Here is a 25,911-nt window from a genome sequence, read left to right as displayed (position 1 = left end):
CTTCTCCTTATTTTAAAAATGATTGAAATACGGTATCTCCTAAAAAAATACCTCTTTTTGTTAATCGAATAAAATCATTTTTCATTTCCAATAATCCAACACTCATTAAATATTGGATTGTCTTTCCATAGACACTTTCTAATGAAACACCATATTTTTTTTGAAACTGCTGTCGGTTAACACCTTCTATTTTTCGCAATCCTAAAAATAATTCTTCTTCCATAATCTGTTCTTTTGTTAATGTTTCTTTTGAAAAAATAGGAAGTTGCTTTTGTCGTAAAGGTTCTAAATAGTGCTGAATGGGTCCATTATTTTTATAACGTGTTTGATGAATATAGCCATGTGCTCCTGCTCCAAATCCAAAATAATGTCCGTTATTCCAATATGTTTTATTATGGATGGATTGATAGCCGTCCAAAGCAAAATTACTAATTTCATATTGCTTTCTTCCTGCTTTGTCTAACATTTCCATAGCCAGTTCATACATGTCTGCATCATCATCTTCGCTTGGTAAAGGAAGTTTTCCTTTTCTCATCAACTGATAAAAAATCGTTTTATTTTCTAAAATCAAAGAATAGACTGCATAATGTGGTAAATCCAATGCTAGTGCTTGTTCTAAACTATTTTTAAAAATAGATAATGTCTGATATGGCAGTCTAAAAATCAAATCAATACTAATATTATCAAACCCTGCTTTACGTGCATTTGATACAGATTGATACACATCATCAACACGATGACTACGTCCTATTTTTTCTAAAATACGATTATCAAAAGATTGAACACCCATACTCAAACGATTAGCACCATGCATTTTTAATACAGCCATTTTTTCTAAATTAACATCACCTGGATTAGCTTCTACACTAAATTCTGCTTGTGGATGAATAGATAAATATTTATGCATACCCGTTAATAGTATATCCAGTTGTTTAGCTGTTAAACTTGTAGGTGTGCCTCCACCAATATACACCGTTTTTATTTCTGTTTTAGGATATTGTTGCATCGTTAACGCTATCTCATCAATCAATAACTGAACATATTCATCAACTGGTTGTCCTTCAATATAAACTTTATTAAAATCACAATAATAACAAATATGTTCACAAAACGGAATATGGATATAGACTGACGTCATATTTGTCCTCTACTTTCAAAATACTCTCTTGCTGAAATTTCATCCATTCGTAATTCAGCGATTAAGCTCTTCACGCTATGGAATTTAATTTCTTCTCGTACATATTTTAACCATTCAATTGTAACTTCTTCGTCATAAATATCTTCACTAAAATCAAGTACATGTACTTCTACACTTACGACACGATTTTGTTCAAACGTTATATTACGTCCGATAGACGCCATTCCTTTATACCATACGTCTTTGACTTTTATACGCACAATATAAACCCCTTCAGCAAGTCTGTATTGTTTTTCATCTACTTTAATATTCGCCGTTGGAAATCCTATTTGTCGTCCTCGTGCATCACCATGAATGACATAACCACTAGTCGCATACACTCTACCTAATAATGCATTTGCTTTTTCAATATTTCCAGTTGATAGTGCTTGACGAATGGCTGTAGAACTTACTTTCTCATAATCTTGTGTTTGTTGTTCCACAATAATGACGTCAAATGTTCCTTGACTATGTTCGGCTAATGTTTCAATAGTTCCATTTGCACTTTTTCCATAACGATAATCAAATCCTGCCACAACATATTTTGTATTAAGATTGATAACATAATCTTGAATAAATTGATGAGGTTCAATCGATGCAAATGCCTCTGTAAATGAAACAAGATAGAAAATATCAACACCCATTTGTTGCAATAAAACAGCTTTTTCTTCCACACTTGTTAAATACACTTCTTTTTGCTTTGTAAATATAACGGACGGATGCTGATTAAAACTTAACACAGCCAATTTATATCCTTTTTCCCTAGCAATATCTCTTCCTGTTTCAATGACTTTTTGATGCCCTAAATGTACACCATCAAAAAAACCAAGTACTAAAACAATACCTTCTTTTTCAACCTCAACAGGCTGAAATGGATAGGTTAATTTTATAATATTCATCATGTTGATTCTCCATTACTTAATAACATTTTTTTAGGTTTGATATACCCCGCTCTTTCAGGGTGTTTGTCGTATAACGCTATAATTTTGTCACGATAAACGAAAAAAACAGGATACTGAACATGGGGCATTTCTTGTAAAATAGCACCATTTTGTACACGTGCATATACCTCATCATCAATCTCACATCGCGGATAATCTAAGAAAGCTTGTTCAACAGGAATAAGTGCCATTGAAGCATCACTCAATACTTCAAGCTGATGTAATGTAAAACATTGTTCCTGTTTAAATCCTGCACTTTGTGTACGTGTCAAATCACTCATAAATGCAGGGTATCCCATTTTCGCACCTAAATCAACAGCCAGTGTACGTACATACGTCCCTTTACTACATGTCACAGAAAATCGCCACGACACTGTATGATTATCATGTACACTTACATCAGATATACGCTTAAAGTCATATATCACGACTTGACGAACTGGTCGTTCAACCGTTTCATGATTTCGTGCATATTCATATAATTTTTTGCCATTTACTTTTACGGCTGAGTACATAGGCGGGATTTGTTGTATACGACCTAACATTGATGCCATTATTGCATCAATCTCGTCTGTTGTTGGTATTTTATCAATATTTTTAACAGCCACAATATCGCCGTCACTATCTTCTGTACTTGTTGCTATTCCTAATGTGATTTCTCCCTCGTATTGCTTTTCAGCATTCAACATAAATTCTACCATTTTCGTTGCACTACCAATACAAATTGGTAGTACGCCATCAACATTAGGGTCCAATGTCCCTGTATGTCCTACTTTTTTTGTTTTCAATATTTTTCTTAATTTAAAAACGCAGTCATGACTGGTCATGCCACGTTCTTTCCACAATGGTAATATCCCGTTCATTTTCTTACCTCATTTCTTAGACAGTATATCACTTTTTACTCATTTTTTCATTATCTACGTTTCTTCCTCTTTTACGGAAAAATTTTTTGTATACAAAAACAAGCGTACATATCTCCTGAAATGATATTTTATACATTTTAAAACTTTTTTATATAATTAAAATCATTTTTATACTTTTCATTTTCCTGATATTTTCACCCCTATTGAAAGTCATAAAAAAAAGCGTATAATATAAAATAAGATTGATTTTAAAAGACTTATAGACGAGTAAATAAAAAATGATGAATCATCAAAAAGTCCACTAATCCATTCATCGCATAAACATTTCTATGTATTTTTATTCACTTTTCTGTATGTAGCATTACCTTAAAACCACAATCTTATAGCAGAATGTTTATAAGACTTTAAAATCAATCTCCTTTTTCTAATTATCTCTCATCCTAATTCCAAAAACCTATAGAAATTGCTCCCACAATTTCTATAGGTTTTGGTTTTTTGGCAACCATAATGTGATTGCTGTATATGTATTTTCTTGTGATACTATATCCATTTTATAAGGCTGACCATAATATAATCTTAAACGTTCATCAACGTTTTGCAATCCCACACCACCTAATCGTTTGTGAGATGTCATATCCTTTGTGGTTTGTTTTATACCACGCCCATTATCCTCAATAGTAATACCATAATGTGTATCTGTTTCTGTCATAAAAACGCGAATCATCCCTTTTCTATCTAAACCTTTAATACCATGATAAATCGCATTTTCAACGATTGGTTGTAAAATAAGACGTGGTACTTTGATGTCTTTACATTTTTCTAAAAGTGTAATCTCATATTCTAATTGTTCTTCATAACGTTGTTTTTGAATAAATAAATATTGACGAATGTGGTCAAACTCATTTTCTAAAGTCATCAATTCATTTCCTGCATTTAAAGATAATCTAAAAAATTGTGCCAGCGCTTTTGTCATACTCACCACTTTTTGACTATCATTAAATTCTGCCATCCAAATAATCGTATCCAATGTATTATAAAGAAAATGTGGGTTAATTTGACTTGTTAGTGCCTGTAATTCAAAATAACGAATATCTCTTTCTTTTTCTTTAATTCCTTCTAGTAAACGATTGATTTCATCAAGCATACGGTTAAAATATAAGGATAAATCTTGTACTTCTTCACTTCCTTGAATGACCGCTCTTGCTGAATAATCCCCATGTTCAATTTGATGCATTGTTTGTTGTAATTCTTTTAATGGTCTTGTCCACTTTCTAATCAGAATAAGCAGAACACCCCCCGTTACAACAAAAATAAAAATCCCCGACAAACTAAAGGCAACAAGCAAATGTAATTGAACATCTTTTAATTCAGAAAGTGGTACAACAGCAACCAATTCCCATGTGGATTTACCTAGTTTATTTGATTGCACATAAGTATACTGCCCATTCATATACCCCATTTCTGTTTCTTTAATACGCATGATTTCAGATAAATTATGACGGACTTCTTCTGTTTGATTAGCGGATTGATACAAAATACGATTGGTTTGGTCTACAATAAATAATTCACCATTATCTTGTAAATTTAATTGTTGCAAATAATCATCAATACTATCTGATGAAACATCCATTCGTAAGACACCTATGTTTTCTCCTTTTTCATCGTGAATATCTTGTGTCATGGAAATCACTTGTATCTCTTTATTATCTTGTTTTCTTTTCATAGACGTTAACACCGCAACGCCTTTTTGTTTAATGGCTTCTGTATACCATTCTTCTTCCATCATATTTTTAGATAAAGACATATCCATACTATCTAAATTTGATAAAACGCGTCCGTCTTTTGTAATGAGTACAATGGATAAAAATTGACTATCTGTTTTTAAAAAAGTATGAATAATTTCTAGTGATGTGTTTTTATTTTCTGTTGTTTCATGCAACATATAAGACCGAATGGATTCATTGTTTGATAAAGCATACGTACTTTGCCGTAATCTCTCTAAATAAGAAGATAAATCGTGATTGACTCTATCCAATACTTGTTTCGTATTTTTTTCTGTCATATCCACAATAATTTGAGATGCCATGGCATAATAAAAACCACCTATTCCAACAAGAAATATAACCATTATCGTAAAGACATACAAAGAAACTTTGTAAGCTAAAGATTTTCGTTTCATCACTCACTATCTCCTTTTTGAAATTTCTTAGGTGACATACCAACAATTTGTTTAAATCGAATAGAAAAATAATTCACATCATCATACCCGACTTTTTGAGCCACTTCATAAATTTTTAATTCACTTGATAACAATAAAATTTTGGCATACGCAATACGTTTTTCTGTTACATAATCTTGAAAAGACATACCGAATTGTTTTTTGATGAGTGTGCTTGTATACGTCGATGCAAACCCCAACCAATTTGCTAATTTCACTAATGAAAAGTCAGGTTCTGTAAAATGCTCATTAATGATTTGTTGCATTTGATTTTGTTTAGAATCATTTATTTGTGTATCCACAACTTCTAAAAGAATTTTATCTTTTTGCTCTTTTTGAATATTTAAAATAACCTTTTTTAAAATAGTTTCAACATCTTTTTTAGATACTGGTTTTAAAATATAATCATCAGCCCCTAATTTCAAAGCAGCCAAAGCATAATCAAAATAGTCGTATCCTGTTAAAAAAACAATATGTATTTCTGGATAATATTCTTTTGTTTTTGTTGCCAATGTAATGCCATCCATATTGGGCATATTGATATCTGTTAATAAAATATCTACATGGTTTTCTTCTAAAATATTTAATGCTTTTTCTCCTGAACTCGCTTCAAGAATCGTTGTAATACCTAATGACTGATAATCTACGAGTTGCGTTAATCCTTTTCGAATAAATGATTCATCTTCTACAATTAAAATCGTGTACATCTGTTCACCTTCTTTGTTCTTATTATATCACAAATTGAATGATCCTTTTATCAATCAATATTAGATGACTACTATGATTCTGTACTATTAAAAAATTTTATCACCAATATTATTTACTATAAAATCAAAAATAGACTACACCACAATAGTCAATGGGTGTAGTCTACTTTTTTTATTCCATATACGGTAATAGATAGTCATATCCTTTTTCTGCCATTTCCATTTTTGAAATAAATTTAATAGATAAACTGTTGATACAAAAACGTAAACCACCTTTATCTTTTGGACCGTCATCAAATACATGTCCTAAATGCGAATTACCTGCACGACTTCTCACTTCAATACGTGTCATATTATAACTTGTATCTTTATGATATGTTACCACTTCTGTGTTAATTGGTTTTGTAAAACTAGGCCATCCACAACCTGATTGAAACTTATCTTTTGAGAAGAATAGCGGTTCTCCAGTTGCAACATCAACATAAATACCTTCTTCAAAAAAGTCCCAATATTGATTTGAAAATGCTTGTTCTGTTTTATTTTCTTGAGTGACTTGATATTGGTCTTTTGTTAATGTTTGTTTTAATTCTTCTTGAGATGGTTTTGGATATTTTGTCACATCAACAAGAGGCACGTTAGCTTCTGATACATCTATATGACAATATCCACCCGGATTTTTTTTCAAGTAATCTTGATGGTACTCTTCTGCTAAAATATAGTGTCTCAATGGTTCGATTTCAATCGCAGTTTTTTGTCCAAGTTCTTTTTCTTTTTCAGCAATAGCTTCATCAATCACTTTTTTATCATCGTCATTTTGATAGTAAATACCTGTACGATATTGTCTACCTCTATCATTACCTTGTTTATCAACACTTGTTGGATCAATCACACGGAAATAATACAAGAGTAATTCTCTTAAACTTACTTTAGAGGCATCATATTGAATATGTACCGTTTCTGCATGATCTGTTTGAGAAATCAAATGATAATTTGTAACATCACTTTTTCCATTAGCGTATCCAGATGTCACATCAATCACACCATTGATTCTAGAAAAATATTCTTCTAATCCCCAAAAACAGCCTCCTGCTAAGTAAAGATCTTTTAACATATTTTTATCCACAGTTTCTCCTCCTTTTTGCATTGATTTACTTTCTGAAGTTACTTGTTCTTTAACTCTATTTTCAATAGATTGTGTACTTGCATTTTTTGCACTTACATAGCGTTGTAAGAACAGTACACCTAACACAGCAACAATTACCGCTCCTATAATGACGCCTTTCTTCATAGTTCACCTCATTAGTTCACTGTTTTCATAAATTCTTTAATATCCATTGCTGACATATAACCTGTTTGTTGTTTAACAAGTGTACCATCTGATCCGATGAACAATTCTGATGGATAGCCTACGACACCTAATTTTTGGAAATACTCACCATTTTCATCGAATAGTACTGGTAAATCTGTATAAGATGTGCCATTAAACCATTTCAAGAAATCTTCTTTTGATTTTTCATTACGATAATTTGGTGCAACAATCGTCAAGACAACAAAGTCTTTTTCATTTTTAGCTAATTCTTGAGTTTCTTGTAGTGTAGACAAACAAATTGAACACCATGAAGCCCATGCTTTGATAAATACTTTTTTACCTTTATATTCTTCCAGTGTATGTACTTTACCATTAACATCCATCAATTTAAAACTTGGTGCCATCTCACCTTTATTTTTCATCATATCATCTTTCATATTTGATTTATCAGACATAGACGAACTTTCCATCATTTTATCATCTTTCATTTTGTTGTCACTCATATTTTTATCATCCATTTTTTTGTCGTCCATTTTTTTATCGTCCATTTTACCGTCTTTCATCATGGATGAGCTTTCCATCATTTTATCATCTTTCATTGCGGCTTGTCCGCAACCTGCTAATAATACACATGCTGTTGCTACTGTTCCTAATTGTTTCATATATTTTTTCATTTTATTTTCTCTCCTTATTTATTATTTATTGTTTAATGAAAAAGTGTTGATAAAAAGTTAGCTTGTCCAAATATCAATAATACGCCCATTAAAATAATCAACCAACCACCAACTTTTTTAATGCGTAACATATATTTTTTAACTTTGGCAATATGTTTTAAAAATAGTGTAGATGCTAATGAAATACACATAAATGGTAATGCTAAACCTAATGCATAGACAGCCATTAACATAACTCCTAAAAGACTATTGCTTCCTCCAGATGAGGATAATGCAAAAATCGCACTCAAAACTGGACCAATACAAGGTGTCCACCCAAAACTAAATGTAAATCCTAATAAATAAGCATTTAGTAAATGATTTTTATTACTAGACATCGTTGTCGATTTTTGTCTTTCTAAAAATGGAATATGAATATATTCAGCATGGTGTAACCCAAGAATAATAACAATAATCCCCATAATAATTGGTGTATACGGGCTTGCAATAAGTTTTCCTAAAAAACTTGCTCCAAAACCTAATGTAATGAAAACCGTTGAAATACCAAACACAAAAGCCAATGTGGTATAAACAGGTTTTGTATAAATTTTAAATCGCCCTATTTTAATAGCTTTATCACCTGTTTCCTCCATTAAAATCCCCGTATATACAGGTAATAACGGTAAAATACACGGTGAAAAAAACGATAAAATACCGGCTAAAAATGTCGTCCAAAGAAAAACGGCATCTAATTGTTGAACCATACGCTCAACTCCTTTCCTTGTTTACATGTATACTATACTAAACTATCTCTCATAAAAACATAGAATAAGATATTAAAAAACTTGAATTTAATATGAATTTTATTGAATGACGCACAAAACTAGAAAATAGTGCAAAACTCAAACTACTATCAAAAAGCGGTGAGCGAACATTGTAAAATGTCCGTTCACCGCTTCATTTATTAAAAACTACAACTTAACAAAGAGTCTAATTTTCTTATAGAACAATTTATGAGAAATACCTCTTTATTTAAATGGCTTTTTAATCATACAAATATTTCTTTTTTATATACAAAATCGTGTTGGTGGAGCAATCCACCAACACGATTTTAGAGCCTAGAACTCTTAATTTTTTGTCCCTAACATAAAACAAAAAGACAGTGACTTAACTTGTATTAAATCACTATCTTTCATAGCTATCAGCCCTATTTGACAGACAACTAGTATTTTATTTAATTATTTTGAAGCTGCTGGAGCATCTGCTGTTAACTGGATTTTATGTAAGTTGTAACCCCAGTTACCTTCATAATCTTTAACATCTAAGTTTTTCACACGTGTATTAACAGCTGTTAATGATAAGATATTGAACAATGGTAAACCAAATGCTTCTTCATTAGCATATTTTTGCCATGCATCAAAAATTTCTTTTTGTTTTTTAGAATCAAATGCTTCTGCTGAACCCATTTTAGCTAATAATTCATCATTTTTCTCAGATACATAACGTGTCATATTTAATTGAGTATTACCCCATGTATGTGATTGATTTGGGTCACCAGATAATGACCAACCAGCAACGAATAAGTCTACTTCTGGATCATCGTTTTCTAAACGATCAAAGAATGAGTTACCTTCGATTAAGCGTCCGCCTACTAATTGAACGTCTAAACCAACTTCTTTCCAGTATTTGATGTATGCTTGAGAAATCGGTTCATTATCGCCACCAGCAGACATCGCTAAATTAATCGTTAATTTTTCACCTTTTGGATTTTCACGTAATCCATCACCGTCTTTATCTTTATAGCCTGCTTCATCTAAGATTTTTTTAGCTTTTTCTGGATCATGTGGGAAACCAGGTAATGTGCTGTCATGTAATGAGCCAAATGTTGGTGCTAACATTGAGTTTGCACGAACACGTAAACCGTTGTAGAATGTTTGACCAATTTCTTCTAAGTTTAATGCATACCCCATTGCTTGACGTAATGCTTTATCGTTGATTTTTTCGTTTGTAATAACACTTGTTTCTTTTTCTGCATCCCATTTACCGAATTTAAATCCGATGTATTGGTAAGCATGACGCCATTTACCAGCTAAAGTTGCATTGTTTAATTCTTTAAATGAATCGTAAATAGCTGTTAATGTTGATACTGACATAATGTCATATTTACCTGCTTTAAATTCATCTGGAGAGTTTGTTGAGTTAACAACTTCAATGATAACACCATCTAAGTTTGGTTGACCTTTCCAGTAGTATGGGTTTGCTTCTAATTCAACAGATTCACCTGTTACGATTTTTTTGAATTTAAATGCACCTAAACCAGCTGGATTTTTACGAACTGCATCAGATGCTGATTGATCTTTAATTGCAATATCTTTCAACTGATGTTTAGGGAATGGTGTAGACCAAAATCCGCCAACATGATTCAATGATGGAGATACTTCTTTTAATTGGAATGTTACAGAATGATCATCATTTTTCTTGATACCTGAAATTGTTTCAGATTTTCCTTCATGATACTCATCCATACCAACGATATTTTTAAATGTATCGTTATATCTTTCACCTTTGTAATCTTTATGTCCAATCACTTCAAATGCATAGATATAATCATCAATTGTAAATGGTTCGCCATCTGACCATTTTACGTTTTCTTTAACTTTGATTGTGATCGTTTTTGCATCTTTGTCAATTGCTAAAGTTCCTAAACCACCTTCGACAATTTTGTAGTCACTGTTAGCTATAAATAAGCCTTCTTCTGTAAATGCTGTTACTTCTGAATCAGATGCTTCTTTTTGGTAAAGACCACTGAATACACCTGGAATAGGACTATCACTGATCAATGCATATTTTAATACACCACCTTTAATTGGTGTACCTTCATGTTCTATTTTAGACGGAAATTTTGCTAATGTTTCTGCAACATTACTGTCTGCTGACTTTGTTTCTTCTTTTGCAGTATCTGTGTTATTGCCACAAGCTGCTAATACAGCAACTGATGCTAAACCTAAAAACCATTTTGCTTTTTTTGCCATTGTAATTACTCCCTTAATAAATATTTTTACTATCTACTTTTTATAAAGTAGTTTAATAAACTAACCTAAACGTTGTTTTGCATCTGATGAACGTTTCAACGCTTCACCAATATAGTTAACACAAAGCATTAACACCAAAACAAGTAATGATGCGGGTAGCCACACCCACACTTTGTTTTTAATAATATCTGAGTTGGTTGCATATCCAATCAATGTCCCTAAACTTGGCGTAGAACTTGGTAAACCAAATCCTAAATAACTTAAACCTGTTTCTAAACCAATATTTCCTGCTAAGGATAATGTTGTATTTACAATAATAATAGAACTCATATTCGGTAATAATTCACGTGTCATAATACGCAAATCACTTTCACCTAATGTTTTAGCAGCTTTTATATACTCCATTGAAGATTCTGCTAAAGCTTTCCCACGATATAATCTTGCATTCCCTACCCATGAGAAAATACTCATGATAAAAATGAACGCAAGCATTGAATAGTTTGGTACAACTTGTAAAAATGCAATGATTAGCAATAATCTTGGTAAAATACTGATGAAATCAACAATACGCATCACAACAGCATCAACCCATCCACCATAGTATCCTGAAATCGTTCCAATAAACAACCCGGCAAGAGTTGTTAAAACCGTTACGCTAAAAGCAATTGTCAATGAGTTTCTTGCACCAATAATCAACTGGAATAAAATCTCACGACCACCTTCATCGGCACCCATAATGTAACCTTTTGTACCTGGTTTGGCAAAACGATTTGTAATAAATACTTCCATTGCTTTTTTACTATCTAAAAACATAGATGTAATAAAAATACCTAAAATCAATGTCGCAAAGATAATAAATGCTGTCATCGCAACTTTATCACGTTTAAATTCACGAACAATAACACCAAAACCAACAACGGCTTTTTTGTTATCTTTTTCTTGTTTTAATTTATCTTTTTTAGCCACTTTTAGTCTCCTTTCTACTGAATGCGAATGCGTGGATCAACTAATGCAAGTGCCACATCCGATAGTAAGGAACCAAATAAACCGGCTAACCCATACATTAAAATCAGAGCTGTCATTAGTGAGTAGTCACGTCCATTGATTGAATCGATAAATAATTTACCCATCCCAGGGAATGAGAAAATGTTCTCAATAAAAATTGAACCAGATAAAATACCTGTAATATCATATCCAATAAATGTCACAATCGGTAAAATAGAGTTTCTAAAAATATGTCTTGAATATACTTTATTCAAAGGAACACCTTTTGCACGTGCTGTACGTACATAGTCTAAAGATTTCGCATCAATAATACCTGATCTTAAATATTGAATGGTACCAACTGTTGATAAAATACCCATAATTAAGGATGGTAATAAAATGTGATGGAATCTATCCCAGAAGTACGCTAGACCAGTTAAAACAACACCAGATGTTTCAGTACCACGAGTTGGGAACCAACCTAATGAATATCCGAATAGCCAAATAGCCAATAATCCGGCAACAAACCCTGGAATTGAAAAGTTTAAAAAGTTTAAGAAAACAATAATTTTATCAGCCCATGAATTTTGGTAACGACCAGCTATCATACCTAAAGGAATAGCTACTAAATACATAATCACAACTGTTAAGATAGATAACCACACCGTATTACTCAAACGTTCACCAATAATATCAACAACAGGACGTTGGTTTTGATAACTGTTTCCTAAATCTCCATGAAATGCTTTACTAATCCAACGACCATATTGTACATACCATGGATCATTCCAACCATTTGCTTGTCGAATTGCTTCAATGTCTTTTATCGTTAATGAAGCACTCGCTTTCCCAGATAACGCATCCCCAGGCATCATTTTAGCCAATATGAAAATTAATAGGCTTAAAATTAAAATTTGAGGAATCATGACCAATATTCTTCGTAAAATCACTTTCCACATTTACATCGTACCTCCTTTTTGAACTGAAGATAGTGCGACTTTATGTGTATTGCTAATATTTTCTAAATCATACACACGCCCATTTTTATCGAAGTATTCTGCTTGATTTTTTGCATACTCACTTTCAACTTTCAAACGTTTCATTTTATTTTCTTCAGCTGAATCAGGATTAACAGATGGAATTGCGGATAATAAACGTTGTGTATAAATATGTTTTGGATTTTCATAAATATCTTTTTTGTTACCATACTCTACAAATCGTCCACGATACATGATAGCTAAATCATCTGACATGTGTTTGACAACACCTAAATCATGAGAAATAAATAAATAAGCAATACCATATTCATCTTGAATACGTTTCATGTAGTTTAATACTTGCGCTTGTACAGATAAGTCCAATGCAGATACCGGTTCATCAGCAATCACTAATTTAGGTTTGGATGCAATAGCACGTGCCACCCCAATACGTTGACGTTGACCACCTGAAAATTCATGTGGATATTTCGTTAAAATATCTTCCGTAAATCCGATAATGTCTAATAATTCTAAAATACGACGTCTTTCTTCATCTGGTGATAATTTTTCAAAATTACGTAATGGTTCTGATAAAATATCTTGAATACGTTTTTTAGGATTAAAACTTGATAAAGAGTCTTGGAAAATCATTTGAACGTTACGGTTGTATTCAGATGTACGTTTTTTTACTTGTTTTGTAATGTCTTCTCCATTGTAATAAATTTTACCAGAAGTAATTTTTTCTAAACCAATAATAGCTTTACCAATAGTTGATTTACCTGATCCAGATTCACCAACTAAACCATACGTTTTACCTTCTTCAACATCTAAGTTAACACCATCCACGGCATACACATGATCTGTGACACGATTCCAAAATCCACTACGAATTGGATAATGTACTTTTAAATTTTCAACTTGGATAATACCCACGATTATTCTCCTTCCCCATCAAAATGAAAATGTTTGTAACAAGAACATCTCACAAAATGACCAGGCGATACTTCGTGTAAAACTGGATCTTTTTCGTGTGCGTCTTCGGAAATCCACGGAATACGTGGTGCAAAACGGCACCCTGTACGATCTAAGTTAATTAAAGACGGTACGCTACCTTGAATCACATGTAAGTCTTCTTCACTATCATCTTGAGGCATTGACTGTAATAATGAACGTGTATACGGATGTAACGGATTATTAAATAATTCATTTACTGGAGCTACTTCAACAAATTGTCCTGCATACATAACAGCTACTTTATCGGCTGTTTCAGCCACTACCCCTAAGTCATGGGTAATTAAAATAATTCCTGCTTCGGTTTCTTCTTGTAAATCATTTAATAAGTCAAGAATTTGCGCTTGGATTGTTACGTCTAACGCTGTTGTTGGTTCATCAGCAATAATAATTGGTGGTTTACAAGCCAAAGCTATCGCAATAACGACACGTTGGCGCATCCCACCGGATAATTCATGTGGATATTGCTTTGCCACACGCTCTGGATTAGGAATACCTACTTGAGTTAATAATTCCAACACACGTTGACGACGTTCTTCTTTGTTCATTGTCGTATGATAAATCAGTGTTTCTTCAATTTGTTTAAAAATCGTCATCAATGGATTTAATGCTGACAATGGATCTTGGAAAATAACACCAATGTCGTTACCACGGATTTTTTCAAATTGTTTATCTGTAAATTCTGCTAAGTTATCTTGTCTATATAAAATTTCACCAGATATACGTGTGTTTTTTGCATCATGCAATCCAACAATTGTTGTTGCTAATGTACTTTTACCACAACCTGACTCACCTACAATAGCTAAAATTTCATTATTTGATAATGTAAATGATACACCATCTACTGCATCATAAAATTGATCGTTGTAACGAAATCCTGTATGTAAATCACGTACATCTAATAACGTTTTTTCATACGTCAAAATAATTCCTCCTTCTTCATTTAACTTCTCTATACTATCCTATCATCACGACGAATACATAACATGTATAACAACATTATATAGATTATGCTCATCAAAAGCAACTTATATTTTCATTTTTTTTTAATAAAAAACAATTTAGTCAATAATATAGCCATATTATTATACTACAAATTGTCTGAATATTCTATCCTATTTTATATTTTTTATAAAAAAAGCTAAGCAAAGTGCCTAGCTTTTATGATTTAGAAGCAATATACGAAACAATATCTCCTATTGTTTGAATATGTTCTGATTCTTCATCAGAAATTGTTCCCCCAAATTCTTGTTCAAAAGCCATAATCAATTCAACGACCGAAATAGAATCTGCTTGTAAATCTTCTTTAAATCGTGTTTCTTTTGATAAATCGCTTTTATCTGTATTAAACTGTTCAGACACAATGTCTAAAACTTTCTCATAAATTTTTTCTTCCATTAATTATCACTCTCTTTCTCATTATCGAAATGATTTGCTAAATCTTCAATCACATGGGAGTCTAAAATTGTTCGAATTTGCTTTAATGTGTAATAAACAGCTGTGCTGTCTGCTGAACCATGTGTTTTCACAACAGGTGCTTTTAAACCAAATAAAACAGCACCACCGTGTTTAGAATAGTCTAACACATCTTTTACGCCACTTAAAGCATTTTTAACGAGTAATCCACCTAGTTTTGTTTTAAGGTCACCTTGTTTAATCGTTGATTTAATTAACTGAACCATGGACAAAGCTGTTCCTTCAACGGATTTCAAGACAGCATTTCCCGTAAAACCGTCTGTTACAACAACATCGGTTTCTCCTAATAACAAATCTCTTGCTTCAATATTCCCAATAAAATGAATATCCTCTAATTGCAATAATTGTTGATACGCCTGCTTCGTTAACTCATTTCCTTTTGAAGCCTCCGCTCCATTGTTTAACAATGCTACTCTTGGTTTATCTATTTTTTGTACAAAACGTGCATAGTACGAACCTAAAATAGCAAATTGAACGAGATGATGTGGTTTACAATCCGCATTAGCACCAACATCCATAAATACAAACGCACGACTTGGATCTGTTATAACAGGTAAAGTTGGCATTAAGCCCGGACGTTCAATGCCTTTAATTCTTCCAACGATAAATAACCCCGCAGCTAACAATGCGCCTGTATTCCCTGCCGAAAACATGGCATCTGCTTGCTTATCTTTAACAGCTTGTGCCGCCAATACCATAGAAGCATTTTTCTTTTGTCTAATAGATTTTACTGGTTCATCATCACTATTTATTTTTTCATCTGTATGTACAATGTCAATTCTTGTATCATCTGTTAAATATTCTTTTATCTTTGTTTCATCACCATATAAAACAAAGGTAATATCTTGAAATTCTTTTGCTGCACGCATCACACCTTCAACGACTGATTGCGGTGCAAAATCGCCTCCCATTGCATCTACTGCAATTTTTTTCATGAAGCACCTCCTTTAATCACTACAACTTTATCTTATCAAAAGTCTTTTTTCTTAACAACTCATACGCTTTTTTTTTATAAGGATTTTGTGAATGCACAATGTCCATTGCATCTTGTCTAGCTTGATTTAATATGTGAACATCTCGAATAATATCTGCACAAGAAAAATCTGGAATACCAGATTGTTTTAATCCAAAAATATCTCCTGTTCCTCTCATTTCTAAGTCTTTTTGACTCAGATAAAAGCCATCTTGACTTTCAACCATGATTGCCATACGTTGTTTTCCTTGTTCTGTTTTAGGATTAGCAACTAAAATACAATAAGATTGTTTATCCCCTCGTCCAACACGTCCACGTAATTGGTGTAATTGTGCTAATCCAAATCTTTCTGCATCTTGAATAACCATAATTGTTGCATTAGGCACATCCACACCCACTTCAATAACGGTCGTAGAAACTAAAATGTGAATATTATTTTGTTTAAATCGTTTCATGACATCGTCTTTTTCATCAGCTTTCATTTTACCGTGCAATAAACCGACCGAATACTCATAAAAATACTCTGAAATATATTCATACATTTTTTGTGCATTTTGTACATCTTCTAATGCTTCGGACTCTTCAATTAGAGGTGTAATCATATATGCTTGGTATCCTTTATCTATTTCTCGTTTCATAAATTCAAGTACTTTTTCCATTTCCTGCTCTTTTACCCATCTTGTAATAATTTTTTGCCGTCCAGCAGGTAATTCATCAATAACGGATACATCCATTTCACCAAATAATGTCATTGAAAGTGTTCGTGGAATTGGGGTAGCCGTCATATACAGTACATTTTGAAAAACAGCTTTTTCTTTTAGCTTTTGTCTTTGCATCACACCAAAGCGATGCTGTTCATCAATAATAATTAAACCTAACTCATAAAACTGAATGTCTTCTTGAATAAGTGCATGTGTCCCAATCAAGCAATCTAATTGACCATTCAATACATCTAATAACATTTGTTTTCTTTCTTTTACTGTCGTACTACTTGTCAATAATCCTACTTTTATCGAGGTACCTTGAAATAATGTTTGAATGGTTTTGTAATGCTGTTGTGCTAATATTTCTGTTGGCACCATAAAAGCAACCTGTTTCCCGCTAAATACACACGCTGCTATGGCAATACTTGCCACAACTGTTTTACCACTTCCAACATCTCCTTGTAGCAAACGATTCATATCAAATGGAGCAAGTAAATCTCTACAAATATCATTGCTTACTTTTTTTTGTGCATTGGTTAAAGAAAACGGAATGGTATCAATATAAGCTTTCAACTTATTTGTGTCGTATTTTAAAGAACCTGTTTTTGTTTTGTGCCTTTCGTATTTTAACAAGTTTAATTTTAGTTGGTAGAAAAACAATTCTTGATAAATCATTCTTCTTCGTGCTTCATTTGCCGATTGCTGATTTTCAGGAAAGTGCATGTTTTCAATAGCGTGCATATAATCCATAAAAGCATATTTATCCAAAATCTCATCGGGTAAGACTTCTTCAATAACATCTTTATAATCATCAAAAGACTGTTTAATCAATTTCACTAAGGTTGCTTGCTTCATTGATTTTGTTGTGTGATAAACAGCTGAAAATTCAGTATCTTGATTAGCTGTGCCGAGCAATTTCATGCCTAATAATGTTTGTCTTTTTTCTTCCCACTTCCCATATATAGCAATTTCTAATCCAATTTGACATTTATCTTTTAAATAATGTTGATTAAAAAAAACAACGTTTATCACTTGTGCACCTATACCTAAACGGAACGATAATCTATTCTTTCTCCCTGCATAGAAACTAACCACTGGATCTGTTAAAATTGTTCCTTTTAAACTAATTTTATCTTGATCTAACACTTCTGTTAAATCACGAATTTGAATATCTTCATAGCGAAATGGAAAATGTAAAAGTAAGTCTTCTACGGTTTCAATACCTAATTGATTTAAATCTTGCACTCTTTTGGGACCAACTGACTTTAATGTATCGACACGATCATAAATACTTTTCATACCATTCTCCTTTACTTTTTATATATCATATCAAAACAAGAAAAAAAAATCACCCAATACAAATGAAAAAAGAGGCAAATTGACGTCTTTAAACATCCATTCACCTCTTTACTTATAGTCCCAATTTTTATTGGTTATTCACTTGCCAACAAGAAATGATATACTGGTTGATCTCCTAATTGAATATCAAATTCAATATCTTCAAATTCTTGTTCTAAAACAGAAACAATTTCTTCAGCTTCTTCTTGTGTTGCGTCTTCTCCAATTAAGATTGTGACAATTTCAGTATCATCAGAAATCATTTGACGTAATGTATCAAGCGTTACTTCTTGTTTATCTTTTTGAGAAAAGACGATTTTACCGTTAATCAATCCCATAAAATCATTTTCTTTAATGTCTATGCCGTCAATTTGTGTATCACGTACCGCTATTGTAACTTGACCACTGACAACAGAAGATAAAGCATTTGTCATGTTCTCTTTATTTTCTTCTAATTGGTTTAGTGGATTAAATGCAAGTAGAGCTGTCATACCTTGTGGAATTGTTTTGGTCGGAACAACAACAGCAGGTGTATCGCTCACTTGAGCAGCTTGATCTGCTGCCATTTGGATATTTTTATTATTTGGTAGAATAATCACTTTTTCTGCATGTGCTTCTTCAATAGCTTTTAAAATATCCTCTGTACTTGGATTCATTGTTTGTCCACCATTGATAATGACTGTAGCACCCATATCTTTTAATAACGTTTGTACACCATTTCCAGCAGCAATTGCAATAATACCATATTCTGCTTTTTCAACTGGTTTTTGTTTTGTTGCTTTATTTGTTAATACATCTTCATGTTGCAAACGCATATTATCTACTTTAATTTTAATAAGTGAACCAAATTTTTGACCATAATTCATGACTTCTCCTGGTCGTTCTGTATGTACATGAACTTTAATGATTTCATCATCTGCTACAACTAATAAAGAATCTCCTAAGTCATTTAAATAATTACGGAATGTATCATAATCAAATGTATCTGTAACAGTTTCTCCTTCTCCAATACGTACCATAATTTCTGTACAGTAACCAAATTGAATATCTTTTGTATCCACTGCATGTGCAACATTAGAAAAGTTTTCATGATGCGCAACAGATGCTAAGTTCGCTGAAATACCTTTTCCAAATGATGTTGGTAATTTTTCACCTGTTAAAGATTCTAAAAATCCTTCATAAACAAATAGTAATCCTTGTCCACCACTATCGACAACACCAACTTCTTTTAAAACTGGCAATAATTCTGGTGTGTTATCTAATGATACTCTAGCACCTTCAACAATGGCACGCATAACATCAATAATATTATCTGTTGTTTTTGCTTTTTCCTCTCCTGCTTTTGCAGATTCTCTAGCAACAGTTAAAATAGTACCTTCAACTGGTTTCATTACAGCTTTATAAGCTGTTTCAACACCGTGTGTAAATCCTTGTGCAAATTGTTCAGCAGTTAAAGAGTTGTATGTTTCAACCGATTTTGAAAACCCCCTAAATAATTGCGATAAAATAACACCTGAATTTCCTCGTGCTCCCATCAATAAACCTTTTGCTAAATCAACAGCTAAAGCACCTACTACTTCTTCTTGAGATTGAGCGACACGTTGTGCTCCTGATGTAAAGGACATGTTCATATTTGTTCCAGTATCTCCGTCTGGGACAGGAAACACATTCAAAGAGTTTACTAATTCAGCATTTTCATGTAGACGTTCACAACCTACTTGCACCATATCTTTAAATGCTTGTCCTTTTAGTTCTTTCATTTCCAATTCAAAATCCTCCTAATAGTCATGTCATTGACTTTCTCAAAAATACTAGTCCTGTACGATACGTACACCTTGTACATAAACATTTACTGAATGTACATCAATACCCAATAAATGTTTTAAATCATAGCTAACTTTAGATTGTACATTACGGCAAATTTCAGAAATTTTTGTTCCATAGTTAACAAAAATATAAACATCTACCATGACTTGATTGTCTATTTGACGAATGACCACACCACGAGAATAATTTTCTTTTTTCAAAATAACATTGATATTATCTCGAATTTGATGCTTACTTGCCATACCAACAACACCATAGTTGTCTGTAACAGCTGTTCCAACAACTGTTGCAATAACCTCCTGTGTTAAATCAATATGACCATTTTTTGTTTCAATTTTTACTGACATATAAATCCTCCTTTATCATACGATTTATAGCATATCATCTTGATAATAACATACTTTATTATCTATATCTATCTTTTTTATAGAAAAATATGAGGCTCTTCCGTTCATAGAAAGCATTCTATGAACGAAAGAGCCTTTTTTATGTATTTAAATGATGATTTTTCTCATTGTAAATATATTTTATCTTTATTTCAAACCTAATTTACGAATGAGATAAACTACTTTGCTGCAGTAAAGCGGTCGTTTGCTTTATTCCAGTCTACTAAGTGCCAGTATGCATCAACATAGTCTGGACGTCTGTTTTGATAGTTTAAATAGTATGCATGTTCCCAAACATCTAAAGCTAAAATTGGTGTTTTACCTTCCATGATTGGTGAATCTTGATTCGCTGTTGATAACACTTCTAATTCTCCATTATTTAATGCCAACCATGCCCAACCAGAACCAAAACGTGTTTTAGCGGCAGTATTAAACGCTTCTTTCATTGCCTCTACACTACCAAATTTCGCTTCAATTTCTGCTTTTAATTCGCCAACTGGTTCAGTCTTAGTTGGTGTTAAAGATGTCCAAAAGAATGAATGATTAGCGTGTCCACCACCATTATTTCTGACTGCAGTTTGAATGCTTTCTGGTAATTTATCTAAATGTGCAATAATTTCTTCAACTGATTTTCCAAAAAATTCAGGTGCTTTTTCTAATGCAGCATTTAAATTTGTTACATACGCTTGATGATGTTTTTCATGATGCAAATGCATTGTCGCTGCATCGAAATGTGGCTCAAGTGCCTCATAAGCATAAGGTAATTTTGGTAATTCAAAAGTCATAATACTCCTCCTAAGGTGTGTACAAACACACGCGTTTTTTATATGTTTTTAGCATACCATACTTTCACAAACATGAAAAGGCTTTTGCTTTTGTACGACGCTATTTTTAAACATTTAAAGTTTATTATTTCACAAGCAAATCACTTGTTTTTTTCTATTCTTTTCATCTATATTTACGTCGTGCGAAATGCACAAATACAGTTTCAAAATATTTGGACTATTTTGGAGGAATCATTATGTCAAAAGAAATTCGTGTACTATTGTATTATCAATATGTACCAATCGAAAATGCAGAACAATTTGCAAAAGAACATCTTGCATTTTGTAAAGAAATTGGTATTAAAGGTCGTATTTTAATTGCCAACGAAGGTATCAATGGTACTTGTTCAGGAACCATTGAACAAACACAACAATACATGGATCACATGCACAAAGATCCAAGATTTGCCAATATGGTATTCAAAATTGATGAAGAAAATAATATGGCATTCCGTAAAATTTTTGTGAGATATCGTCCAGAACTCGTTAATTTAGGTTTAGAAGAGGATGTTAATCCTTTAGAATTAACAGGACAATATTTATCCCCACAAGAATTTAGAGAAGCTCTGCTAGATGAGGATACAATCGTTTTAGATACACGTAATGACTATGAATATGATTTAGGTCATTTTAGAGGTTCTGTTCGTCCTGATATACGTAATTTTAGAGAATTACCTCAATGGGTATTAGACAACAAAGAAAAATTTATGGAAAAACGTTTAGTTGTATATTGCACAGGTGGTATCCGGTGTGAAAAATTCTCTGGCTGGTTAGTACGTGAAGGATTTAAAGATGTTGGGCAATTACACGGCGGTATCGCAACTTATGGAAAAGATCCAGAAGTACGTGGTGATTTATGGGACGGAAAAATGTATGTATTTGATGACCGTATCGCTGTAGATATCAATCAAAATGAACATATTGTCGTTGGTCGTGACTGGTTTGACAACACACCTTGCGAACGTTATGTCAACTGTGCTAACCCTCGTTGTAATCGTCAAATTCTATGTTCAGTTGAAAATGAAGAAAAATATTTAAAGAGCTGTTCACACGAATGCCGTATTCATCCGGAAAATCTTTACGTCAAACGTCATGAGCTAACACGTGATGAATTAGAACAACGTCTACAAAAAATTGGTGAAACATTAGCAACAAATGCATAAATAAGAAGTTAACCTAAAAGCAAAGGATTTTACTTCTTAAATAAAAAAGACTTGAAATCAACATTTTTAATGAGTTGGTTTCAAGTCTTTTTGAGTAATTCCGCTTCTTAATAGAGTAGTTCTGATGATCAAACATGCTCTAAAATTGTTTATTTAATCCGTTTTTGGTATAATGAAATCGTTTATGAAGTGAAAAAGGAGTCTTATCATGCCAATACAATACCCTGCGGGTACTGTTTTATCTACTAAAACATCTCAAAATAATATCATACACGGCAAACGGGGCATGATTTTTGAGGAACAAATCAATCAGTCGAATCTTTACTATTTACAAAAGAAAATTGCAGTGATTCATAAAAAGCCAACACCTGTTCAAGTTGTAAAAGTAGACTACCCCAAACGTAGTGCTGCTAAAATAACAGAAGCCTACTTCCGTCATGCTTCAACAACAGATTATAATGGTGTGTACCAAGGTTTTTATATTGATTTTGAAGCAAAAGAAACGAAAAATAAAACATCTTTTCCTCTGATAAATTTTCATGAGCATCAAGTACAACACATGGAGCAATGTCTTGAACAACAAGGAATAACGTTTGTTCTTTTTAAATTTTCTTTCCATAATCGCGTCTTTTTATTAAAGGCTCAACACTTTATTCAATTTTGGAGAGAAAAACATAAAGATGGCAAGCGTCAATCAATCCCCTTGTCATATATTGAAAAGTATGGCTATGAAATTCATATAGGCATGTATCCTATTATTCCTTATTTAGATATTGTGAAGCATTTGATTGATACAAACAATAAATTTTAATAGTGTTATATAGGAGGCTATTTTATTTATGGTAAAAACACAAACACGTTCTAGTAAGCCTGTTAACAAAAAGAAAAAGAAACCCAATACAAAAAAAGGACTTGGCAAAAAAATTTTATTAAGTTTTTTAGCGGTACTATCCATTCTTTTTCTAATTGTTGTGAGTGTGACAGCTTACTTCATATCAACAGCACCGAGTATTACACAAGAGGCTTTAATTGGGACAATTCCGTCTACGATTTATGATAAAAACGGTGAGATTATTACAAAACTTGGAGGAAACGATCGTATTTTGATTGATCCAAGCGATATTCCTGAAAATGTCGCAGATGCTGTTCTATCTATTGAGGATAAACGTTTTTACGATCACAATGGTGTTGATTTTGTTCGTATTGGCGGTGCCTTTATTACAAACTTAGCAAAAGGAAAACTTTCTCAAGGTGGTAGCACAATTACGCAACAACTTATCAAACTATCCGCTTTTTCGACGTCAAAAGAAGATCAAACCATTAAGCGAAAAATTCAAGAAGCATGGTTAGCCATTCAAGCAGAAAAGCAATACACTAAAGAAGATATTTTAGCTTTATATTTAAATAAGGTGTATTTAGCAAATAATATTTATGGATTCGGTACGGCAGCACAATATTATTTCGGAAAAGATGTCAATAAATTAGATATTGCCGAAGCTGCTTTATTAGCAGGTATGGTTCAAGCACCAAATCACTATGATCCATATGTCAATCCAGAAGCTGCTCTACAAAGAAGAAATACTGTTTTAGGTACAATGCTATCAAACCAAAAAATCACGCAAGAAGAATTTAATATCGCATCTGCTTTACCTATTACTTATAATTTGGTCGATCATAAAAATGATAAATCAGCGGCAGAATTATCTATTGATTCTTATGTACAAGCTGTTGCTGCTGAAATTTCAGAGAAAACCTCTTTAAATCCATATACAGATGGTCTATCTATTTATACAAACCTAGATATGAATGTCCAAAATAAATTGTTAGATATTTTAAATACAACAAATTACATTGACTGGGCAAATAATGATGTCCAAGCTGCCGTGACAGTTGTTGACCCAAATAATGGGGCTATTGTGGCTATGGTGGGAGGTCGAAATATCAATGTCCAATTAGGTTTAAATCGTGCAACAGTTGCTTCTAGAAGTGTTGGATCAACATCAAAACCTTTAGTCGATTACGGCCCTGCATTTGAATATAAAGACTACTCAACTGGTCAGTCTGTTTCAGATTCACCAATCAATTATTCAGACGGGACACCTTTATATAACTGGGATTTCCGTTATTTTGGATCAACGTCTATCCGAACAGCACTTGCTGCTTCACGAAACACTCCTGCTCTACGCACATTACGAGATGTCGGTTTAGATAACGCTTATGCGTTCTTATCTAAATTAAAAATAGATGTTACAAATAACGGTGTGCCTGGATTAGTAGAATCAAATGCTATTGGTTTTGAGGCAAGCCCTTTACAAATGGCGGCCGCTTATAGTGCCTTTGCAAATGGTGGTACTTACTACAAACCATTTACAATCAATAAAATTATTACACGTTCTGGAGAAGAAGCAAGTTATGTTGGCGAAGGGACACGTGCCATGAAAGACTCCACAGCTTACATGATTACAGATATTTTAAGAGGTGTACCAACAACTTATGCCACAAGTGCAGACATTCCTTATTTATATCACGCAGGAAAATCAGGAACAACGAATTATACAGAAGATCAATTAGCTACTGTGACAGGTGGTAAAACCGTTCCATTTGCAGCACCAGATGCGTGGTATATTGGCTACACAAAACGATACGTTGTATCAACTTGGGTAGGATACGATACTCCAAATGAACTCAATCATTATTTAGATCAAACTGAATCAACCTATGCACAGTTAATTTATAAATACATTATGTCCTATTTAGCACAAAATGGTGATAATACACCTTGGGAAAAACCAGATAGCGTTGAACGTTACGGATCAGAGCTATATTTAAAAGGGAAACGTCCTGTTTATACAGAAATTGAAAGAGATGTAACCACACGACGTAGAGATGAAGATTCTGACGACGATAAAGAAAAAACAACAATTAGTTTTACAACAAAAAGTTTTTCATTCTCATCACGTGAAGCTACAACACGTGAAACAACGACTAAAAAAGAGGAAGATAATTAAAACAAAGAGCTTTATATCAACTACTTTTAATAGTTGATATAAAGCTCTTTACTATTTAAATAAAGGGCTCTATAATAAATCGTGTTGGTGGTAATAATCCACCAGCACGATTTTGTATATAAAAGTGGACAAAAAAAGAGAAATACCTGTATGATTAAATCACCACAATTAAACAAGGAGGTATTTCTCATGGATTATTATACAAAAAAATTGTTGACATTAACAGATAAATCTTTCATAGCTGATGAACATTGGTTAGAAGAAAAAACAATAAATGGTATTCCACACCACTTTATTAAAGGTACTTGGACAAAGCCTTGCCACACCTGTCCACATTGTC

22 protein-coding genes are annotated in these 25,911 nt (G+C 32.7%); 3 read left to right on the top strand and 19 right to left on the bottom strand.

Going from position 1 to position 25,911, the window contains the following annotated elements; genetic code table 11:
- Window positions 1-7: 7 nt before the first annotated feature.
- From hemW to GMA11_RS05390, 19 genes are all read right to left on the bottom strand, one after another.
- Window positions 8-1,138, bottom strand: coding sequence for a radical SAM family heme chaperone HemW (gene hemW, locus GMA11_RS05480; RefSeq protein WP_163546215.1), 1,131 nt, complete (start codon window positions 1,136-1,138; stop codon window positions 8-10).
- Window positions 1,135-2,079, bottom strand: coding sequence for a riboflavin biosynthesis protein RibF (ribF, locus tag GMA11_RS05475; RefSeq protein ID WP_240332478.1), 945 nt, complete (start codon window positions 2,077-2,079; stop codon window positions 1,135-1,137). The genes hemW and ribF overlap by 4 nt, the downstream gene beginning before the upstream one ends.
- A complete protein-coding gene (truB, locus tag GMA11_RS05470) occupies window positions 2,076-2,981 on the bottom strand; it encodes a tRNA pseudouridine(55) synthase TruB (protein WP_163546214.1) in 906 nt (301 codons plus the stop codon). Before truB ends, ribF begins: the two co-directional genes overlap by 4 nt.
- Window positions 2,982-3,459: 478 nt before the next feature.
- Entirely contained in the window at window positions 3,460-5,160 is a 1,701-nt protein-coding gene (locus GMA11_RS05465; protein ID WP_163546213.1) for a sensor histidine kinase, read from the bottom strand.
- On the bottom strand, window positions 5,160-5,906 hold the full coding sequence (locus GMA11_RS05460; RefSeq protein WP_163546212.1) for a response regulator: 747 nt from the start codon (window positions 5,904-5,906) through the stop codon (window positions 5,160-5,162). Before GMA11_RS05460 ends, GMA11_RS05465 begins: the two co-directional genes overlap by 1 nt.
- 172 nt (window positions 5,907-6,078) lie before the next feature.
- Window positions 6,079-7,194: a peptide-methionine (R)-S-oxide reductase MsrB gene (gene msrB / locus GMA11_RS05455; RefSeq protein ID WP_163546211.1), complete on the bottom strand. Its 1,116-nt coding sequence runs from the start codon at window positions 7,192-7,194 to the stop codon at window positions 6,079-6,081.
- A gap of 11 nt (window positions 7,195-7,205) precedes the next feature.
- Window positions 7,206-7,889 carry a redoxin family protein gene (locus tag GMA11_RS05450; RefSeq protein ID WP_163546210.1) on the bottom strand — a complete coding sequence of 228 codons (684 nt, stop codon included), beginning with the start codon at window positions 7,887-7,889 and terminating at the stop codon, window positions 7,206-7,208.
- A 32-nt stretch (window positions 7,890-7,921) separates the two neighbouring features.
- On the bottom strand, window positions 7,922-8,632 hold the full coding sequence (locus GMA11_RS05445; RefSeq protein WP_163546209.1) for a cytochrome c biogenesis protein CcdA: 711 nt from the start codon (window positions 8,630-8,632) through the stop codon (window positions 7,922-7,924).
- A gap of 474 nt (window positions 8,633-9,106) precedes the next feature.
- The gene (locus GMA11_RS05440; RefSeq protein WP_163546208.1) at window positions 9,107-10,900 is read right to left on the bottom strand and encodes an oligopeptide ABC transporter substrate-binding protein; all 1,794 of its coding nucleotides are present in this window, start codon (window positions 10,898-10,900) and stop codon (window positions 9,107-9,109) included.
- A 60-nt stretch (window positions 10,901-10,960) separates the two neighbouring features.
- On the bottom strand, window positions 10,961-11,866 hold the full coding sequence (locus GMA11_RS05435; protein ID WP_163546207.1) for an ABC transporter permease: 906 nt from the start codon (window positions 11,864-11,866) through the stop codon (window positions 10,961-10,963).
- A 14-nt stretch (window positions 11,867-11,880) separates the two neighbouring features.
- The gene (gene opp4B, locus GMA11_RS05430) at window positions 11,881-12,843 is read right to left on the bottom strand and encodes an oligopeptide ABC transporter permease (protein ID WP_163546206.1); all 963 of its coding nucleotides are present in this window, start codon (window positions 12,841-12,843) and stop codon (window positions 11,881-11,883) included.
- Window positions 12,844-13,797 carry an ATP-binding cassette domain-containing protein gene (locus GMA11_RS05425; protein WP_163546231.1) on the bottom strand — a complete coding sequence of 318 codons (954 nt, stop codon included), beginning with the start codon at window positions 13,795-13,797 and terminating at the stop codon, window positions 12,844-12,846. It abuts the gene before it with no gap.
- Window positions 13,797-14,795 carry an ABC transporter ATP-binding protein gene (locus GMA11_RS05420; protein ID WP_163546205.1) on the bottom strand — a complete coding sequence of 333 codons (999 nt, stop codon included), beginning with the start codon at window positions 14,793-14,795 and terminating at the stop codon, window positions 13,797-13,799. The genes GMA11_RS05425 and GMA11_RS05420 overlap by 1 nt, the downstream gene beginning before the upstream one ends.
- A 238-nt stretch (window positions 14,796-15,033) precedes the next feature.
- Entirely contained in the window at window positions 15,034-15,270 is a 237-nt protein-coding gene (acpP, locus tag GMA11_RS05415) for an acyl carrier protein (protein ID WP_163546204.1), read from the bottom strand.
- The gene (plsX, locus tag GMA11_RS05410; RefSeq protein ID WP_163546203.1) at window positions 15,270-16,283 is read right to left on the bottom strand and encodes a phosphate acyltransferase PlsX; all 1,014 of its coding nucleotides are present in this window, start codon (window positions 16,281-16,283) and stop codon (window positions 15,270-15,272) included. The genes acpP and plsX overlap by 1 nt, the downstream gene beginning before the upstream one ends.
- A gap of 19 nt (window positions 16,284-16,302) precedes the next feature.
- Window positions 16,303-18,324 (bottom strand): ATP-dependent DNA helicase RecG, encoded by a 2,022-nt coding sequence (gene recG / locus GMA11_RS05405; protein ID WP_163546202.1) that lies wholly within the window; start codon window positions 18,322-18,324, stop codon window positions 16,303-16,305.
- Between the two features lie 134 nt (window positions 18,325-18,458).
- Window positions 18,459-20,129, bottom strand: a complete 1,671-nt coding sequence (locus GMA11_RS05400; protein ID WP_370516577.1) for a DAK2 domain-containing protein — start codon at window positions 20,127-20,129, stop codon at window positions 18,459-18,461.
- Between the two features lie 45 nt (window positions 20,130-20,174).
- Complete coding sequence (locus GMA11_RS05395) at window positions 20,175-20,537, bottom strand: Asp23/Gls24 family envelope stress response protein (protein ID WP_163546201.1); 363 nt, start codon at window positions 20,535-20,537, stop codon at window positions 20,175-20,177.
- A 218-nt stretch (window positions 20,538-20,755) separates the two neighbouring features.
- Entirely contained in the window at window positions 20,756-21,361 is a 606-nt protein-coding gene (locus GMA11_RS05390) for a superoxide dismutase (RefSeq protein ID WP_163546200.1), read from the bottom strand.
- A 236-nt stretch (window positions 21,362-21,597) separates the two neighbouring features.
- Here GMA11_RS05390 and GMA11_RS05385 point away from each other — a divergent pair, with 236 nt between their 5' ends.
- The 3 genes from GMA11_RS05385 (at window position 21,598) to GMA11_RS05375 (ending at window position 25,571) form a co-directional block, all read left to right on the top strand.
- Window positions 21,598-22,563 (top strand): rhodanese-related sulfurtransferase, encoded by a 966-nt coding sequence (locus GMA11_RS05385; RefSeq protein ID WP_163546199.1) that lies wholly within the window; start codon window positions 21,598-21,600, stop codon window positions 22,561-22,563.
- A 208-nt stretch (window positions 22,564-22,771) separates the two neighbouring features.
- Entirely contained in the window at window positions 22,772-23,374 is a 603-nt protein-coding gene (recU, locus tag GMA11_RS05380) for a Holliday junction resolvase RecU (RefSeq protein ID WP_163546198.1), read from the top strand.
- A 28-nt stretch (window positions 23,375-23,402) separates the two neighbouring features.
- Entirely contained in the window at window positions 23,403-25,571 is a 2,169-nt protein-coding gene (locus tag GMA11_RS05375; protein WP_163546197.1) for a transglycosylase domain-containing protein, read from the top strand.
- Window positions 25,572-25,911: the final 340 nt, after the last annotated feature.

The organism is Granulicatella sp. zg-ZJ, from assembly GCF_010892355.1.
Lineage (GTDB): Bacteria > Bacillota > Bacilli > Lactobacillales > Aerococcaceae > WM01.
The sequence above is the reverse complement of the archived record's forward strand: the minus strand, read 5'-3'. Positions and strand labels throughout refer to the sequence as shown.

Coding starts and splice junctions, on each gene's coding strand:
- GMA11_RS05450 (WP_163546210.1), bottom strand. CDS start 7,889: ATGAAAAAATATATGAAACAATTAGGAACAGTAGCAACAGCATGTGTA.
- acpP (WP_163546204.1), bottom strand. CDS start 15,270: ATGGAAGAAAAAATTTATGAGAAAGTTTTAGACATTGTGTCTGAACAG.
- recG (WP_163546202.1), bottom strand. CDS start 18,324: ATGAAAAGTATTTATGATCGTGTCGATACATTAAAGTCAGTTGGTCCC.
- GMA11_RS05385 (WP_163546199.1), top strand. CDS start 21,598: ATGTCAAAAGAAATTCGTGTACTATTGTATTATCAATATGTACCAATC.
- opp4B (WP_163546206.1), bottom strand. CDS start 12,843: ATGTGGAAAGTGATTTTACGAAGAATATTGGTCATGATTCCTCAAATT.
- msrB (WP_163546211.1), bottom strand. CDS start 7,194: ATGAAGAAAGGCGTCATTATAGGAGCGGTAATTGTTGCTGTGTTAGGT.
- GMA11_RS05465 (WP_163546213.1), bottom strand. CDS start 5,160: ATGAAACGAAAATCTTTAGCTTACAAAGTTTCTTTGTATGTCTTTACG.
- truB (WP_163546214.1), bottom strand. CDS start 2,981: ATGAACGGGATATTACCATTGTGGAAAGAACGTGGCATGACCAGTCAT.
- GMA11_RS05440 (WP_163546208.1), bottom strand. CDS start 10,900: ATGGCAAAAAAAGCAAAATGGTTTTTAGGTTTAGCATCAGTTGCTGTA.
- GMA11_RS05460 (WP_163546212.1), bottom strand. CDS start 5,906: ATGTACACGATTTTAATTGTAGAAGATGAATCATTTATTCGAAAAGGA.
- GMA11_RS05375 (WP_163546197.1), top strand. CDS start 23,403: ATGGTAAAAACACAAACACGTTCTAGTAAGCCTGTTAACAAAAAGAAA.
- recU (WP_163546198.1), top strand. CDS start 22,772: ATGCCAATACAATACCCTGCGGGTACTGTTTTATCTACTAAAACATCT.
- GMA11_RS05395 (WP_163546201.1), bottom strand. CDS start 20,537: ATGTCAGTAAAAATTGAAACAAAAAATGGTCATATTGATTTAACACAG.
- plsX (WP_163546203.1), bottom strand. CDS start 16,283: ATGAAAAAAATTGCAGTAGATGCAATGGGAGGCGATTTTGCACCGCAA.
- GMA11_RS05445 (WP_163546209.1), bottom strand. CDS start 8,632: ATGGTTCAACAATTAGATGCCGTTTTTCTTTGGACGACATTTTTAGCC.
- ribF (WP_240332478.1), bottom strand. CDS start 2,079: ATGATGAATATTATAAAATTAACCTATCCATTTCAGCCTGTTGAGGTT.
- GMA11_RS05390 (WP_163546200.1), bottom strand. CDS start 21,361: ATGACTTTTGAATTACCAAAATTACCTTATGCTTATGAGGCACTTGAG.
- hemW (WP_163546215.1), bottom strand. CDS start 1,138: ATGACGTCAGTCTATATCCATATTCCGTTTTGTGAACATATTTGTTAT.